The organism is Tissierella praeacuta DSM 18095 (assembly GCF_900128955.1).
Lineage (GTDB): Bacteria > Bacillota > Clostridia > Tissierellales > Tissierellaceae > Tissierella > Tissierella praeacuta.
This window is the reverse complement of sequence record NZ_FQTY01000002.1, coordinates 221,394-238,259: the sequence shown is the minus strand read 5'-3', so window position 1 is coordinate 238,259 and position 16,866 is coordinate 221,394. Positions and strand designations below refer to the sequence as shown.

Annotated in this window: 12 protein-coding genes; 5 read left to right on the top strand and 7 right to left on the bottom strand. The window is 29.8% G+C overall.

The features are described 5' to 3' along the window. Window positions 1–145 precede the first annotated feature (145 nt). Entirely contained in the window at window positions 146–1,771 is a 1,626-nt protein-coding gene (locus tag BUB33_RS03795) for a DEAD/DEAH box helicase (protein ID WP_072973307.1), read from the bottom strand. Window positions 1,772–2,022: 251 nt separating this feature from the next. On the opposite strand from BUB33_RS03795, the gene BUB33_RS03790 reads away from it, so the two are divergent. Then, window positions 2,023–3,579 carry an ABC-F family ATP-binding cassette domain-containing protein gene (locus BUB33_RS03790; protein ID WP_072973305.1) on the top strand — a complete coding sequence of 519 codons (1,557 nt, stop codon included), beginning with the start codon at window positions 2,023–2,025 and terminating at the stop codon, window positions 3,577–3,579. Between the two features lie 68 nt (window positions 3,580–3,647). Here the strand turns inward: BUB33_RS03790 and BUB33_RS03785 are convergent, their stop codons facing one another. The 6 genes from BUB33_RS03785 to BUB33_RS03760 form a co-directional block, all read right to left on the bottom strand. Then, window positions 3,648–4,607, bottom strand: a complete 960-nt coding sequence (locus BUB33_RS03785) for an LCP family protein (protein WP_072973303.1) — start codon at window positions 4,605–4,607, stop codon at window positions 3,648–3,650. Window positions 4,608–4,809: 202 nt separating this feature from the next. Then, window positions 4,810–5,856: an ABC transporter permease subunit gene (locus BUB33_RS03780; RefSeq protein WP_072973301.1), complete on the bottom strand. Its 1,047-nt coding sequence runs from the start codon at window positions 5,854–5,856 to the stop codon at window positions 4,810–4,812. Next, complete coding sequence (locus tag BUB33_RS03775) at window positions 5,843–6,886, bottom strand: ABC transporter permease subunit (protein WP_072973298.1); 1,044 nt, start codon at window positions 6,884–6,886, stop codon at window positions 5,843–5,845. Before BUB33_RS03775 ends, BUB33_RS03780 begins: the two co-directional genes overlap by 14 nt. After that, window positions 6,876–8,456: a sugar ABC transporter ATP-binding protein gene (locus tag BUB33_RS03770; protein ID WP_072973296.1), complete on the bottom strand. Its 1,581-nt coding sequence runs from the start codon at window positions 8,454–8,456 to the stop codon at window positions 6,876–6,878. The genes BUB33_RS03775 and BUB33_RS03770 overlap by 11 nt, the downstream gene beginning before the upstream one ends. A 56-nt stretch (window positions 8,457–8,512) precedes the next feature. Next, window positions 8,513–9,679 (bottom strand): DUF3798 domain-containing protein, encoded by a 1,167-nt coding sequence (locus tag BUB33_RS03765; protein WP_072973294.1) that lies wholly within the window; start codon window positions 9,677–9,679, stop codon window positions 8,513–8,515. Between the two features lie 126 nt (window positions 9,680–9,805). Then, complete coding sequence (locus tag BUB33_RS03760) at window positions 9,806–10,954, bottom strand: double-cubane-cluster-containing anaerobic reductase (RefSeq protein ID WP_072973292.1); 1,149 nt, start codon at window positions 10,952–10,954, stop codon at window positions 9,806–9,808. 862 nt (window positions 10,955–11,816) lie between these two features. Here BUB33_RS03760 and BUB33_RS03750 point away from each other — a divergent pair. The 4 genes from BUB33_RS03750 to BUB33_RS03735 all read left to right on the top strand — a co-directional run bounded on the left by BUB33_RS03750 (window position 11,817) and on the right by BUB33_RS03735 (window position 16,865). After that, entirely contained in the window at window positions 11,817–12,890 is a 1,074-nt protein-coding gene (locus tag BUB33_RS03750; protein WP_072973287.1) for a D-alanine--D-alanine ligase, read from the top strand. 5 nt (window positions 12,891–12,895) lie between these two features. After that, on the top strand, window positions 12,896–14,278 hold the full coding sequence (locus tag BUB33_RS03745) for a UDP-N-acetylmuramoyl-tripeptide--D-alanyl-D-alanine ligase (RefSeq protein WP_072973284.1): 1,383 nt from the start codon (window positions 12,896–12,898) through the stop codon (window positions 14,276–14,278). A 114-nt stretch (window positions 14,279–14,392) separates the two neighbouring features. Next, window positions 14,393–15,082: a hypothetical protein gene (locus tag BUB33_RS03740; RefSeq protein ID WP_072973282.1), complete on the top strand. Its 690-nt coding sequence runs from the start codon at window positions 14,393–14,395 to the stop codon at window positions 15,080–15,082. 211 nt (window positions 15,083–15,293) lie between these two features. Beyond that, entirely contained in the window at window positions 15,294–16,865 is a 1,572-nt protein-coding gene (locus BUB33_RS03735) for a PTS sugar transporter (RefSeq protein WP_072973279.1), read from the top strand. The last annotated feature ends 1 nt before the right edge of the window (window position 16,866 follow it).

Genomic DNA, 16,866 nt, shown 5'->3' with positions numbered 1-16,866 from the left:
TTAAAATCTTTAAAAAAGATAATTAATAGAATATCTGAACAACTTTTGTATTTCTAATTTTAATTTATCTTAAAAAAAACTACTCTTTCTTAGTAACTGAATAAAATTCAGACTAAGAAAGAGTAGTTTTTTAACTTGTTCTATATTATTTCCTTTTAGGATTCGCTATTTCAACTTTAACCTTTGTTCCTTTTATCCTTACACCATTTAATTTTTCTAAAATATCTTCGGCATAGTCTCCTGATACCTCTACAAATGTAAATTTATCATATACATCTATATTTCCAACCAAGCCTTTACTTATTCCTGTTTCTTGTATTATAGCAGCTAGTATATGTCTTGGGCTTATACCTTTTTTCTTACCTATGTTTATATGAATTCTTGTTGAAGAGCCTGAAGGTTTAAATGATTTGGATTTTCCACCTGATTTAGATTTCCCTCCAAAATCTACCATATCTAATTCTTCATGTCCTTCTAATCTATTATCAGCCATATAGAATTTCAATAATGCAGCTGCTATATCAAAAGAGGTATAATCTTCCTCAAGTAAAGTTTCTATAATCTTTTCATACTTACTTAAATCCTCTTTATCAATTTCTTCTTTTATTTTCTGAAGCATTATTGTAGTATAATTTGTCTCTATATCTCTAAGAGTTGGTAAATCCATTCTCGTAATTTTTGTTTTAGTATATCTTTGTATATCCCTTAACTTATAGATATCTCTTCCAGCTACAAAACTAAATGCTTTTCCTTCTCTACCTGCTCTAGCAGTTCTACCTATTCTGTGAACATAGTACTCCTCATCTTGAGGCATATCATAGTTAATAACTAAATCTACGTCATCTACATCTATACCTCTTGCTGCCACGTCAGTGGCTATTAAAATATCTATAGTACCCTTTCTAAACTTACTCATTACATTATCTCTTTGATTTTGTTTTAAATCTCCATGCAATCCATCTGCAAAATATCCTCTTCCTTGTAATTCTTCTGTTAATTCATCAACCTTTTTCTTCGTATTACAAAATACTACAGTCAATTTTGGATTGTACATATCTATAAGCCTAGATAAGATTTCAGTTTTCATATGCTGTTTTAGTTCAAAATAAACTTGCTCTACCTTTGGCACTGTAAGTTCCTTGTGAACAACCTTAATAATCTCAGGGTTTACTTGATAGCTTGCAGCAAATTTCATAATTTCAGATGGCATAGTTGCCGAGAAAAATATGGTTTGTCTTTCTTCACTTAAACCATTCATTACAAGGGCAATATCATCTCTAAAACCCATATCAAACATTTCATCTGCTTCATCTAACACCATCATTCTAATATTGTCAATTTTTAATGTTTTTCTTCTTATATGGTCTAACACTCTTCCAGGTGTACCAATTACAATATTAACACCTTTTTTCAAAGCTTTAATCTGTCTATCTATTGGCTGTCCTCCATATATAGGGATTACTGATATGCCTTTTTTATATTTAGCAAGTTTTCCGATCTCTTCAGCTACCTGTATTGAAAGCTCCCTAGTTGGACATAAAACCAATGCTTGAACATACTTTTCATCTGGATTACATTTTTCAATAATCGGAATACCAAATGCAGCAGTTTTACCTGTTCCCGTCTGTGCTTGCCCAATAATATCTCTACCTTCTAATATTACCGGTATTGCTTGAGATTGAATAGGAGACATTTCCTCGAATCCCATATCACTAATTCCCTTTTGTACCTCTATTGATAAATTCATCTCTTCAAATCTTAATTTTTCCATGTATTTAAAATCGTCCTCCTTAATCTATAACCTATTAAGTATACATATAATATTAACTAATTGCAAGAAAAACATTGTGCTATTAACAATATTATACCCATAATTATAAAAAAACTTCTATTAAAAACATATTAAGGTAAATTTTATCAAAATCAATTTACAGAAGGCTTTTTCTTTATAAAAAACTAGACTTGCTAGTGTTTTTTTTATATAATCTTTAAAGATGATTCTATCAATGAAGGGAGATATAAATGAGCATTTTAACTGTAACAAATTTAAGTCACGGTTTTGGAGATAGAGAAATATTGAAAAATGTGTCCTTTAGACTATTAAAAGGCGAACATGTGGGTCTAATAGGTGCTAACGGAGAAGGTAAATCTTCTTTTATGAATATAATAACTGGAAAATTAGAGCCTGATGAAGGTCAAATAGAATGGGCTAAAAGAGTTAGAGTTGGATATTTAGATCAACATACAACATTAGAAAAAGGTCAAACCATTAGGGATGTACTGAAGGGTGCCTTCAAATATTTATTTGATTTAGAACAAGAAATGCAGGATATGTATTTAAAAATGGGCGATGTATCAGAAGATGAGCTTTCAGTTTTATTAGAAGAGGTAGGTACTATACAAGATATACTAGACCATAATGATTTTTATATAATAGATGCAAAGGTAGAAGATATAGCAAGGGGTCTTGGTCTTGATGATATTGGTCTTGATAGAGATGTAAATGACTTATCAGGAGGACAAAGAACTAAAATACTTCTTGCTAAATTACTGTTAGAAAAACCAGATATACTACTACTTGATGAGCCTACTAACTATTTAGATGAGCCACATATTATATGGCTTAAAAGATATCTTCAAGAGTATGAGAACGCTTTTATCCTTATATCCCATGATATTCCTTTCCTAAATTCTGTTATCAACTTAATATATCATATGGAAGATAAGGAATTAACCAGATATGTAGGGGATTATGATAATTTCCAGAAAGTATATGAAGCTAAAAAAGCTCAATTAGAAGCAGCCTATAAAAAACAACAACAAGAAATCGCAGAACTTGAAGATTTTGTAGCTAGAAACAAGGCTAGGGTTTCAACTAGAAATATGGCAATGTCTAGACAGAAAAAACTAGATAAAATGGAAATAATAGAATTGGCTCGTGAAAAACCTAAACCAGAGTTTAATTTTAAAGAGGGCAAAACTGCAGGTAGACTTATATTTGAAACTAAAGATTTAGTTATAGGTTATGATGAACCTTTATCAAAACCTCTTAATCTAATAATGGAACGAGGTCAAAAAATAGCCCTAATTGGAGCTAATGGCTTAGGTAAAACTACTTTATTAAAGAGTATCCTTGGTGAAATTAAATCCGTATCAGGTAGTGTTGAATTAGGAGATAATCTTCAAATAGGATATTTCCAGCAGGAAATCAAGACTCAAAACAACAATTCTTGTATAGATGAGATATGGCAGGAATTTCCAGGTTATACACAATATGAAGTTAGAGCAGCTCTAGCAAAATGTGGATTGACTACTAAACATATTGAATCTAAGGTAATGATTTTATCTGGTGGAGAACAGGCAAAGGTAAGACTTTGTAAGCTTATCAACAAAGAAACCAATATACTTATACTAGATGAGCCTACTAACCATTTAGATGTTGATGCTAAGGAAGAACTGAAAAGGGCATTAAAGGCTTATAAAGGAAGTATCCTCCTTATATCTCACGAACCCGATTTTTATAGAGATGTAGCAACTGATATTTGGAATTGTGAAAACTGGACAACGAAAATATTTTAGCCTAAAAATAAATAACTGATAAAATTGGTGACCAATTTTATCAGTTATTTACTTTATATAATATGTAATTATTCATTAAGTAAATAATCCTTAAATATACTTCTTACTAATTCTTCAGTTTCAGCTTCATCATATATAAAATATGATGTTCCCCTAATGGTCTTTCCTCCTCCTGGGATTATATCTGTTTTAATACTATCTATATCTATTTTACTTGCCAGCTTTGCTCCCTTAAGAATTTCCTTTGTAGGTATATTTGTTTCCACATTATTTATATATGTTTCTACAAGAAAAGGTATCTTTATTATATTTTTAGGCTTCAAAGTCTGCTTTATTAATTCTCTCATAAACATTTGCTGAGCCTTAATTCTACCTACATCACCTTCTGGATATTGTACTGTTCTAGAATTATTTTTTCTCCATCTTAAAAAATCATGGGCATTCTTTCCATCTAGTACTCTTAATCCTTTTTTTATATTTATATTAAGTGGTGGATAACCTGGAGTATTATCTTTATATTTCATATCAAAAGGTACATCTATCTCTACTCCACCTATGGCATCTACTATTTTCATTACTGCATTATAATCTACCTTTACATAATAATCTATATCTAAATTAAGAAAATCCCTTACAGTTCTCATTGTAAGTTCTGGTCCTCCATAGGAATGAGCATGATTTATTTTGTCCTTCTTTCCTTTTACAAGAACCCTTGTATCCCTAGGTATAGAAAGTAAATTTATTTCTCCATTCTGAAAATTGACTTTAAATAACATCATTGTATCTGTACGAATATTTTTATATTCACCTGTCCCATTAGCATCTACACCCATCATTAAAAAAAGAATTTCATTTTCAACTCTTTTCTCTATTTTATTATCTTCTCCTAAATCTAATTCTTTTTGAGGAACATTATCTGTAACTGGTATTGAATTCTTTCCTAAAAAAATTTTATCACCAAATAGTTTAAATACTAAAGTAAAACATATTAGTGATAATATAAATGATAATATAAACTTCTTTTTCATTTGAACACCTCAATTTTTATATGGAATTCTAAAACAATTTATCTATATATTATCAATATAAAAGATAGCAGTCAATCTTAGAATTCTAAAACCTGTTGAATAGCTGTATAAAATTATAATACAATATAATTAAAGACATATTTGCTAATCATAAGGCAAATACAAAATATAAATCCAACAAAAAAGCAGACAAAATTGGCAATCAATTTTGTCTGCTTTTTTCTTTTACATTTTTTAAATTTATCATCAATGCAAATACAATTGTCCCATAGGCTATAAATGACCTAAAGTATTCTCCAAGGGCTGGATTTTTAAATATATTTTGTCCTGCTAATGGGGATACAATAAATAGAGTATGGAATAAAAATATTCCAATAAAAGCATTTTTAATATTCGCCTTTTTAAAGGTAGCTCCACCTGCTAACAATGCTGCTGCTGAAAATATATCCAGATTAAGATGTCCCGTATATACATTTAAGACTCCTAAATTTTGTATAAACATAAGTTGTGCTAAAGAAGCTAATATAGTAGATAATATTATTGATGTTTTTCTAATCTTGTTTACATCCATACCTAGTTTCTCTGCTAAAATCATATTTTCACCTACAGCTCTTATATGATACCCTATTTTCGATTTAGTTATAAAATATACTATTGTACCTACTAAAATAATAATTATTATAGGTATTAAAGAACCTTCTACATCTCCAATCTTTATTGGGAGTATATTCTTATATAAATCCCTATAAATCCCAGCATCTAACATACTCTTTACACCAATACCTCTTGTTAATAAAATTTCCTTATTAAAGGGTTTAATTATTGTACCATATCCTACCATAAATATAAGTTGGTATATATTTGTTCCTAAAAATCCTATTACCATACTTGCTATCATTTCTTTACCTTTAGCCCTATTAAGTATATCTCCAATTATATTGCCAAATGCTATGGACAATATTATGCTAAATATTGTTGCTGTAATAAATCCCCATACTTGTGTTAATCCTATATCTATTACTATTAACATAGATATTTGTGCTGCTATAGCTCCTATTGTAATGGAAAAATTAATTCCCATACCTGCCATTATTGGAAGTATAAGAGCCAATAAAAAAATTCCATTTCTAACAAATCTAGAATATAATTCCCCTAATATAAAATTACCGCTTACTCTAGCGGCTATAATGCCCCCCATAGATAAAATTAGAAAAAACATGGGAACATAATAATCTTTATATCTTTTCATTGACTCTTCTCACTCCTTCATATAAAAATGCATATAAAATAATTCCATTAGTTACTATCATTCTAATAACTTCTGACATTTCTGGTATTAAAATTGCATTAGCTACAGGAACGGAAAGTAAAGATGTAGTTTGGTAGAGATAAGTCCCCAGCATAGCTTGAAATACAGTAGCCTTCTTTTTCGATGCTCCTCCAATTAGTATTGCTGATACTGCTGGAAAAGCCATCATAAACGGTCCATCATATAAATGGACGAATCCATAAGATTGGGAATATACAATAATTCCAATGGCACCTAAAATTGTAGAGAATATAATAGCAAAAGTCCTATACCTATTTATATTTACTCCTGATAACTTTACAAACACTTGATTTTCTGCAATGGCAGCCATAGCAATGCCCATTCTTGTTTTTTGAAATAAATATACTAAAAGACATAAAACAAGAAAAAACAATATTAATCCTACTGGGATAATAAACTTCCCTATATTTATCTTTATAAAATTATCTAGAACTCCACCAAAATAGTTCTGTAAGTTAATCTTTGGTCTCAATCCTTTGCCCCCTACAGGATAGAGCATTTGTCTGTTTTTAAAGGGTGCTAAAGACCAAAAAAAGTTCATTATAGGTATAAATGAAAAACCAGCAAAAGTTCCTACTATCTCTTCATTTCCTTTTAATCTATTTAATATAACTGAATAAATATATCCAAATAGTATAGCAATAACTATACCTATTAAAATAGATATACTAAATCCCATCCATCCTGTTAGTTTGTACTCAATAGATATACACATACCAATTAACCCTGCAGATATTCCTATGGGCAATCCAAAATTTCTCCCCGCCCCTACATTTATCATTGGTAATAAAGATAATACTAAAACTCCATTCATTACCCATTTTGTTAGAGAATCATTTATCATATCTATATAGGAGATACCAATAAATTTAAGACTAATTGTTAAGATAATCAGATATAATATTATTATCAGCTGTGGTGGCTCTATCTTAATTCTTTTATTGTCCATTCTTATCTAATCTCCTTCCTGATATGGCTAAGGTAAAGGCTTCACTATCAAAATCATTATCAAATATATCAAATACCTGATTTTCATACATAATGACTATACGGTCACAGACCCTTTTTAATTCAGCTATTTCACCTGATGATATAATGATAGTCGTATTCTTTTCTTCATTTAATTTTAAAAGCATATCTAAAATTATCTCCTTAGAATATACATCAATGCCCCTAGTAGGTTCCCCAACAAAAAGGATTTCAGGATTTATGGTAATAGCTCTTCCAATACATACTTTCTGTTGATTCCCACCACTTAATTCTTTTATATTTTGATTTATATCTCTAACTTTAATATTCAATTCTCTAACCATATTAGTTGAATATTCATATATAGTCTTATAATCTAAAGGTGACAATTTCCCTAATTTTGGGTACTTCATAAATCTATTTTGTTTTTCATAGGATTCAAAGACTAAATTCTCCCAAATACTATTATTTAAAAGTAATCCCATCTCTTTACGCTCATCAGGTAAAAGATATATCCCCTTTCTCACTATAGAAGTTGAATCTCCAGGAACTAACTTCTCTCCTTTATACTTTACATCACCAGTCATATTATATAGTCCCATAAGTCCATATCCAAAAATTTCTTGACCATGACCAGCCAATCCTGTTATTCCAAGGACTTCCCCTTGTCTAATATCTAATGATATATCTTTATGATTTCTCTCTGCGTATTCTATTTCTATATTATTAAAGGATAATATACTCTCTCTGTTAAAATCTTTCCTATTTCTTAAAGTTTGTACTACTTCTTTTCCTATCATATCAAGAGCAAGTTCATTCATATTGTAATTTTCCTTATTATATTCCCTTATAATTTCTCCGTCTCTTAATACAGTCACTCTATGACAAACCTCAACAATTTCTTCTAGTCTATGAGATATAAAAATAATAGAAGTACCTTTCTCAGCTATTTGTTTTAAATGTGATAACAATATTTTAGTTTCTTCAATATTTAATGATGATGTTGGTTCATCAAGCATAAGTATTTTTAATTTATCATTATCTATTTCCCTAGCAATTTCTATAAATTGTTTAAAATTAGTGGATATATCCTTGACTTTTCTTGTTGGATTAATATCTACTCCTACCTTAGATAATGCCATTTTTGCATCTCTCTGATTTTTATCTATATCCACTAGGGCAAAATCTCTTAAAATCTTTGTTTTATCTAAAATATTTTCTCGATTTATTTTTATATTACTACTTACATCCATTTCTCCAAGCAAAGCTAACTCTTGATGTACCATTCCTATGCCTTGTTTCATAGCATCATATGTACTTTTAATATCTACTTTATCATTATTAATAAATATATCTCCTTCATATCCTCCAGTTTCTCTAATATGCCTACTGCCAAATAATATATTCATAAAGGTGCTTTTCCCAGAACCGTTGGCACCAATTATTCCATGAATTTCTCCTTTTTTTAAATTAAAATTTATATTATTTAATGCTTTAGCTGTATTAAATTTTTTAGAAAGATTTTGAACTTTTAAAATATAATCCACCATATTAACCCCCCTCCAAAAAGAAGTATATGCAGGATAGAATCTATCCTGCATGTATTTTAATAATAAATTGATTCTAATATTAACATAAAATAGTTATCTGTATTTTCATCCAATGGTTTAAAATCGGCTCTTACTCCCATTGCCTTTTCTGAAAAGTCATCTAAAAATTCTTTGTTTAATATATCTTCATTTAATTCTAAATTGTTTTCTATTATATATTTAGCTAATTCAATTTCAAACTTAGGTACATATATTTGAGAAGGCATAGCCCACCCAGATAATCTTCCTGTCATTCCAGCTTCCGCTGCTTTCTTTGCTATCATATCATTTATCTTATCATAATTTCCCAAATCTTCTGGCTCTATTTCCAAATTCATTACTGTAGGATATGCCTGAGTAGGCGTAGGGCAACATTGTTCTGCTACAGTATATTTTAATTTTAGGGCTTCATCTAGTATTACATCATACATTGGACAATTGCTACCAAAGATATTTGTATCTGGACCGTATTTCGCTATTTGTCTAGGTATATCTTCTCTTAAAAACTGTTGCATAGCAGCAGGTCCATCACCTGTTTGTGGATCTGGTGTAATTATCTCTACAAATTCTAATCCTAATTCCTTACAAGTCTTTTCCATGGCATCTTTTCTTGTTGCCACAGCTTCCTTAGCTAGGTGAGTAGGGAATGAGTAATGTATAAATGTCTTTGCTCCCATTTCCTTAGCTTTAGTTGGTATAGTAACCCCTCTCCTTGCCCAGTCAGTTGAAAAGTTTATATCTACATATTTTGCCATTAATTCTGGTTCATCCATCATAGTAGCTATAGTTAGTATATCTGGTCTTTTTTCTTTGATTTTTTCAAATGCTGGTAACAATCCTGATTGACCTGAATTTACTATTATAGCCTTCATTTCTGGATCATCTGCTAAACTAAGTATTTGAGATATTCCTGTTTCTAATTCCGCATTGAAATTTTCTGGCAAAGTAATATGTTTAACTATATCTGGATATTTCTCAACCATCTCTGCCCCTGCCCTAAATTCATCTTCTGAAGTAGATAGTGTAGGTGTTACAATACCTATCTTAAATATTTTATTGGATTCATCATTTACATTTTCTTGTGATACCACTTGACTATCATTCTTAACTTCATCTTTCCCTTGACATGCAACTAAAGAAATAGTTAGCATTAAAGACAAAAGTAACGCAATAATTTTTTTCATTTGTTTCCTCCCTTATGATTTTTTGCCTATAATTTATCAATCTTTAATAATTATATATACCTTATTTATTAAAGTGAAATTAAAAATATCTATAATATGTCTATAGGTTATAGGTACATTTAATCATTAAAGCATCTCTAAAAATGCATTTATCCTAGTATTTATTTGCCCTATATCTAATTTTGAATAATCTGTTTCAATATATAAATATGGCTTGTCCTTTTTCTCCGTTACAAATCTTTTAACGTTATAGGCTTCCACATTAAATGTATGACAAGCTTGAAGAACTACTTCTATTACTCCGTCTATTTCATATTCATCTATCATCTCATCTAGAGCTTGAAATCTTCTTGGATTTGGTGTCATAACAGAACAACTAACATTTAAATACTTTTCTGTTAATGCATCTATTGGATCCATTGTTTCATCAACAAGAGTGGCTTTTTCTCTTACTCCACTACAGTTTTCGAAAGCCACTATATCTGCTCCCGAATCTTCTATGGTTTTTAACACCTTGTCTCTAACTCCTCCTACAGGGCAACCAGTAATAAGTATCCTAGGTCTATTTGACTTAGTTCCCTTTAATTCTTTTTCATATTTGTCTTTCAATTCTCTAGTTCTATCAGCTATAAAATCACATTGAGTTCTTCTATCAAATTGGAAACCTAAGGCTTCCATTGTTTCATTTACTTTATGTCCTGATATTGGGGAAGGATTTAATTTTCCAAGCTCATAGAAATCTAGAAGAATCTTTCTTTCTCTATTTCTTTCTTTTATCTCTTCTCTTAGTATTTCATCTGTAATTTCTATATTGAATTTATCTTCCAATACTTCTTTTAATCTAATTAATTCTTCTCTCCAGTATTTAAATGCATGGTCTTTATCTTGTCCTTGTGGTAAATGCATGACATGAGTTGGCTTTATTTCATTTAATAACTCATACATTTTCTTTTTACCATCACAAGTAGTTTCTCCTACTAATAAATCGGCAAAATAAAAATAGGGGCATGTTTCTGATACTGCAAAACCATAGCTGGACTTTATAAGTGGACACAGATTTTTAGGTAAATGTTTTTCAGCATCTGGTATTGGTGCATCAGATGTTCCACATAAGCCAACTGCAACTGCTCCTGCTGCATGTATAAGCTCAATAGGTGTATATGTACAAAATATTCCCACAACTGGAGTTCCTTTCTCCTTTAATGCCTTTACTTTTAAAAAACCTTCTCTCCTAGCTTCTTCATAGTTCTCAAAATTCTTCGGTAACTTTAACATATCCTTTTCACTCCCTTAACAATCGTTCACATTATTATATAAAATTTAGGGAATGGTAATCAAATAAGAATTTTCTATATTAATTTTTTTAGTATAGATATTAGTAATTTTGATTAAAATTTAATATAACAATATTAGAAAAAGAGTTTCCTTATTTTATTTCCTTTTTATTTATAAAAAAACTGTCTCAAAATCAACTCTTGAGACAGCCTCTTATTTACCATATCTATCTATAATATATTTGGATTTATATATGGATATCTAATATAAATAGGATATTTACATTATTATAAAATATATTTTCACCTTATTATAGCTTCAATAAAAAATATTAATGTCGTTACAATAGATTTAATATAAAGTATTAATAAAAAGGCCAATAAACCACCAAATAAAATACTCTCTATTAATCTTTTCTGTAAAATAAAATATATAAGATTTACTAAAAGTATAGCCGCAAAAGAAATTGTGACTAAATTTGAGTATAAACCTTTAAAAGAAAGGTTGAGGATAAATAAAATTGTAAATATTATATGAAATAATTTAATCCTTTTATTATAAAACTCTATAAATTTTTCCCTATTAAATATATCACTCATATTCTCACCTATTCCTTATATAGTATTTACGTAACCCATAATATCTTAAGCCATTAAATCTCATAGTACAATTGTAGTATATGCTTTAGATTAATGCAAATTAATAAAAGTTTCTGGATTTATTAAATATATTTTATAAGAAAGTATTTTTAAGAAATCTGCATGAGGATTATATTATTTATTGTAAGATAAAATTAAATTATTTAAAAGTATATTATGATATAATCTATTAATAAACTAATGTTTAAAATAGGAGGTTAGATATGAAAACTAATATTTATGTATTATGTGGTGGAAAATCTGTTGAACATGATATATCCCTTAGAAGTGCTTCAGCTATAATTAATGCTATAGATAGAGAGAAATATAATGTTTATCCAATTTATATCACTAATGAAGGTTCTTGGTGCAATTTAGGTTTATTGGAAGGAAGAATTAATAATCCTGATGAATTGAGGCGTACCAGTTCTTCCAGTATAGCTTTTTCAATAGGTGAATTTCTGACTAAAGTTCTTAAAGATGATGAGAAAAATCTAGTTTTTCCAGCCCTTCATGGCCCTAATGGAGAGGATGGTACTATACAGGGACTTCTTGAACTATTGGATATTCCTTATGTGGGAAATGAAGTCTTATCTTCTGCTTTGGCAATGGACAAAGTGATGACAAAGGATTTACTTTCAAGACACAATATTCCCCAAGTAAAATATGTCCCAATTAATTTACATAATTGGAAAGAGAATGAGGAAAAGTCTTATGAAACAGTTGAAGATCAAATTGGTTATCCATGCTATATAAAACCTTCCAATGGAGGTTCCAGTGTTGGTATCAGCAGAGCTGAAAATCGAGAAGAACTTATAGCATCTTTCAAAGATGCTTTCCGTTATGATTGCAAAATAATTATTGAAAAAGAATTAGCGGCTCGAGAAATGCAAATCTCTGTAGTAGGTAATAATAACCCCAAGGCTTCCGTACCAGGAGAGTTTATTATGGAAAGACCATTTTTTGACTATAATGCTAAATATATAGATGGTAAACTAATACCTGTAATACCAGCAAGATTAGAACCAGAAGTTAGTGATAAGGTTCGTGAAACTGCCGTAAAAGCTTTTAAGATATTAAATTGCTATGGATTAGCTCGTGTAGATATATTTGTTACAGATGAAAATGAGATATTTGTTAATGAGGTAAATACAATGCCTGGCTTTACAGCTGTAAGTATGACTCCAGTTTTATGGGGAGCTACAGATGGTACTACTTATGAAGAATTAATAGAAAAACTAATTAATTTAGCCTTAGAAAGATATAATGAAAAGAAATCTATAGTAAATACGAGGTGAAGGTTTTGATAACAAGAAATTTAAAAGAAATTCAACAAATGTGTGGTGGAACGGGATTAAAAGAAAAATATAAGGATACTATAATCACAGGGGTTTCTACAGATTCAAGAAATATAAATCATGGACAATTATTTATACCCTTAATAGGAGAGAACTTTAATGGACATGATTTTATTACTATGGCAATAGGAAAAGGTGCAGCAGCTAGCCTATGGAATAAAAATGAGACTATGCCTGATATTGATTTCCCTTTTATTCTTGTAGATGATACAACGGTAGGCTTACAAGAATTAGCTAAATCCTATCGTAATCAACTAAATACAAAGGTAATAGGAATAACAGGAAGTAACGGCAAAACTTCCACTAAGGATATCTTAGCAAGTCTTTTAAAAACTCAATATAAAACCCATAAAACTTTAGCTAATTTCAATAATTACATTGGATTACCTTTGACTATTTTGTCCATGGAAGAAGATACAGAAATGGCAGTTCTTGAAATGGGCATGGATAATTTTGGACAAATAGAATTATTAACCTCCATTGCTAGACCTGATGCTGCTGTGATTACTAATATAGGAGAAGCACATCTGGAAGGCTTAAAAACTAGAGAAAATATTGCAAAGGCAAAACTAGAAATACTAAAAGGATTGAAACCCCATAACCTTTTTCTTTATTATGGGGACGATGATATGTTAAAGAAGGAAATAGAAAATATCTCTATGGATTATGAAGTTAAAACCTTTGGTAATAAACCCTTTAATGATTATCAACCAGAAATTGTTTTTATAAATGAAACTGGAGATTCTTTCTTTTTAAAGGAACCTTCTTCACCAACTTTCTTTTTACCCATGTTAGGAGAACATCAGGTACTTAATGCCACTGCAGCCATAGCTGTTGCTAGGTATTTTGGAATTTCCTTTGAAAATATTGAAAAGGGTTTATTAAATGTAGAGAAAACAGGAATGAGAAATGAATTAATCCATGGAAAGGGATTTACTATTTTAAATGATTCTTATAAATCTAATCCTTCTTCTGTTTTAGCAACCTTAGATACTATGTATTCTATGTTAGGATATAGCCAAAAAATTGTTGTTCTTGGTGATATGCAAGGTTTAGGAGATGAAGAAATCAATATGCACAAGGAAATCGGATTAAAGATTAATAAGGATAAAATAGACTATGTCTTTACCCTTGGTCCATTATCCCGTCATATTGCAGAATCTGCAAAAATAAATCTTGGTAAAGATAGAGTAGCATCTTTTGATAACAAGCCTGAGTTAATTAAAAAAATTAAAGAAGTAATGATCCCCAATTCCTTAATATTAACAAAGGCCTCAAGGGCATTAGCAATGGAAGAAGTAGTTAGCGCGTTAATGATTAACGTATAAACTATTTAATAATAAAATAATTGCATAAATATTATTAAGTTGCTAATTAATGGGTATATAAGAGGCAAGACAACCTATATTTACAAATAATATTACAAAAGGACGATGGGTATTATGAAAAAAATCTTTACTGCATTAACATTATCTTTATTATTAATAAGTTTTAGCAGTGGGTTTGTCTATGCTGAAACTGAAATTATTCCCCAGGAGGTTAGTGATGTTCTCACAGAATTAGAGAAAATACCAGATAATTTCTCTAATATTAAAGTCTACGGAGATATTAATAATCCAGAACTAGAAGACGCTATTGAAGAAATATTAGAACTTCAAGATGATAATCCTTCAGCTTTTGAAAAAGTAGAAGGAATTTACGAAAAAGGTTCTAAAGTAGTAAAAACCATGGCTGATATCGTAGAAAAACAATATAATGGGAAAAAACAGTTTGTCTTGAATACCAAAGAAGTATATGAACTATCTAATGAATTACAGCAAAATTTAAAAAATGTTAGATTAGAAATGGCAGATATTATTAAAGATAAAGATAGAAAAATTGATGTAGAAACCTATGGGGAAATACGACAATCCACCGATACCTTGAAAAAGGAAATTAAAGAAAATGATTATATTCTAGGAGAAATAGGCAAAGAAACTAAAAACTATATAGTTTTAGTAAAAAATAAGAACTTTAAAGGTGCAATAAAATCCTTTGAAAGAATATTATTACTTCAAGACCAACAAATAGAATTACTTAAAATTATAAATAAAAATGTAGAAACTCTTAATAATATACTTATAAATGCTTAAAAGTTTGTAAAATAATGGACTGGTATTTTAAAATACCAGTCCATTATTTTACTTATTCCATATTTTATCAATACTATTTCATAATATAAATATTGAATTAATAATACTATTAAATTTCCAACATATTCTATAATTATTAGAAAAAACTATTGAATTGTACGTACATTTATAATATTATAAATGTACGTACAATTCTAAAGGAGGTAATGTAATGAAAAAAATTGCCATTCTAGGTAGTAGCGGAGGGAACCTTTATAACTTAGGGGGAAAAGAACCTCTTAAATTACTTGGAGAAATTGAAACCCAATGTAAATCAGCAGGTATTGAAGTAGAAGAAATTCAATTTATAGGAGCTAAGGCTTCAATGGATAATATAAATAAGGATACTCCTACTAGACTATATACTTGGGATCTTAGCCAAAACAAAATAACTTTCTCTGAAGAAAAATCTCTTTGGGAAATTAACACTATATCAGAAGAAAAAGATATGGTTATAGCTGAAAAGATTAGCAGTGGGGAAATAGATGGCTTGATTTTAATGAGTTCTGATCCAAAAAATACAAATAAATATTCAATTAAAGCAGCAATAGACAAAAAAATTCCTATAGTAGGTACTGGTGGCACATCTATGGCTACTATACAATCTCTAGGAGGTAATGTAATTGCAACTTCTGGTACTACTGGTACAACCAATAGGACTAGAGCTGTGGCTTCTGTACAGGCCTTAAGTAAGTATTGGGGAATTAAGTATAAACCAACCATAGGAGGCTCATCAAGCAGTACAAGTTCTACAGATGATAATATACTTCAAAGAATTAGCTTTAGAGGTATCATGATGTCTGCGTTGCCTGGATTTATTGCAATGGCATTAGTTCTTGCATTAAGTAAAGTTCCAGCATTTAGTAGTCTAGGAGAAATATTTAATATTTTAATTCAAGGATTACCTGTTATAGTAGCTGCAATTGCAGCAAAACAAGTATCTGGACTTGATGAAGTTGGAATCGTTGCTGGAGTAATTGCTGGTATGCTCTCATCAAAGGGTGGATTAATAGGCGGTCTAATAGGAGGTATCTTAGCAGGTATTCTCGCTATCTATTTAATTAGACTTGCTTTAAGTTGGAACTTTCCAGGGACAACGGCTAATATTGTTTCAGGAGGATTATCAGGTCTAATTGCTGGGCTAATAGTTTATTTCTTAATATCACCAATTACTTTAATGTTAGGTAATGGAATAAGATCAATAATTGAAACTGCAGTAAACTTTAGCCCAATTTTAGCTGGTGCTGTGGCTGGATTATTAATTTGGCCTGCCATAATAGGAGGAGTATATCATGCAGCAATATTACCAATTGTTTTACTAGAAATGGAAACAACTGGAGCAAGTTTTTTAGGAGCCGTTGATATGACAGGATTAGTAATGGTTTCAGCAGGTATTACTTTAGCCAATATTCTATTTCCAAAACAAAAATCTGAAGCTGCTATTGCAGCACCAGGATTTTTCATTAATATAGCATTTGGTACATTTGTTGAAGCTTCATATCCTTTTATGTTTTCAGATAAATTAGTATTTATAGGAGCAATAATATCAGCTGCATTATCAGGTATATCAGTAGGTATATTTAATGTTCATGGTACTGCTTATGTACCTTCAATTACTGCACCAGCATTATCAAATAATCCCTTTGGCTTCTTGGTTAGTATGTTAGTAGGATTATGTTCTGCTTTTATAATTACAGTAATAGCTAATAAAATTAACAAGTCAAAATTTAATAAGGAGGCATAAT

Coding starts and splice junctions, on each gene's coding strand:
- BUB33_RS03740 (WP_072973282.1), top strand. CDS start 14,393: ATGAAAAAAATCTTTACTGCATTAACATTATCTTTATTATTAATAAGT.
- BUB33_RS03735 (WP_072973279.1), top strand. CDS start 15,294: ATGAAAAAAATTGCCATTCTAGGTAGTAGCGGAGGGAACCTTTATAAC.
- BUB33_RS03775 (WP_072973298.1), bottom strand. CDS start 6,886: ATGGACAATAAAAGAATTAAGATAGAGCCACCACAGCTGATAATAATA.
- BUB33_RS03770 (WP_072973296.1), bottom strand. CDS start 8,456: ATGGTGGATTATATTTTAAAAGTTCAAAATCTTTCTAAAAAATTTAAT.
- BUB33_RS03760 (WP_072973292.1), bottom strand. CDS start 10,954: ATGTTAAAGTTACCGAAGAATTTTGAGAACTATGAAGAAGCTAGGAGA.
- BUB33_RS03765 (WP_072973294.1), bottom strand. CDS start 9,679: ATGAAAAAAATTATTGCGTTACTTTTGTCTTTAATGCTAACTATTTCT.
- BUB33_RS03785 (WP_072973303.1), bottom strand. CDS start 4,607: ATGAAAAAGAAGTTTATATTATCATTTATATTATCACTAATATGTTTT.
- BUB33_RS03795 (WP_072973307.1), bottom strand. CDS start 1,771: ATGGAAAAATTAAGATTTGAAGAGATGAATTTATCAATAGAGGTACAA.
- BUB33_RS03790 (WP_072973305.1), top strand. CDS start 2,023: ATGAGCATTTTAACTGTAACAAATTTAAGTCACGGTTTTGGAGATAGA.
- BUB33_RS03780 (WP_072973301.1), bottom strand. CDS start 5,856: ATGAAAAGATATAAAGATTATTATGTTCCCATGTTTTTTCTAATTTTA.
- BUB33_RS03750 (WP_072973287.1), top strand. CDS start 11,817: ATGAAAACTAATATTTATGTATTATGTGGTGGAAAATCTGTTGAACAT.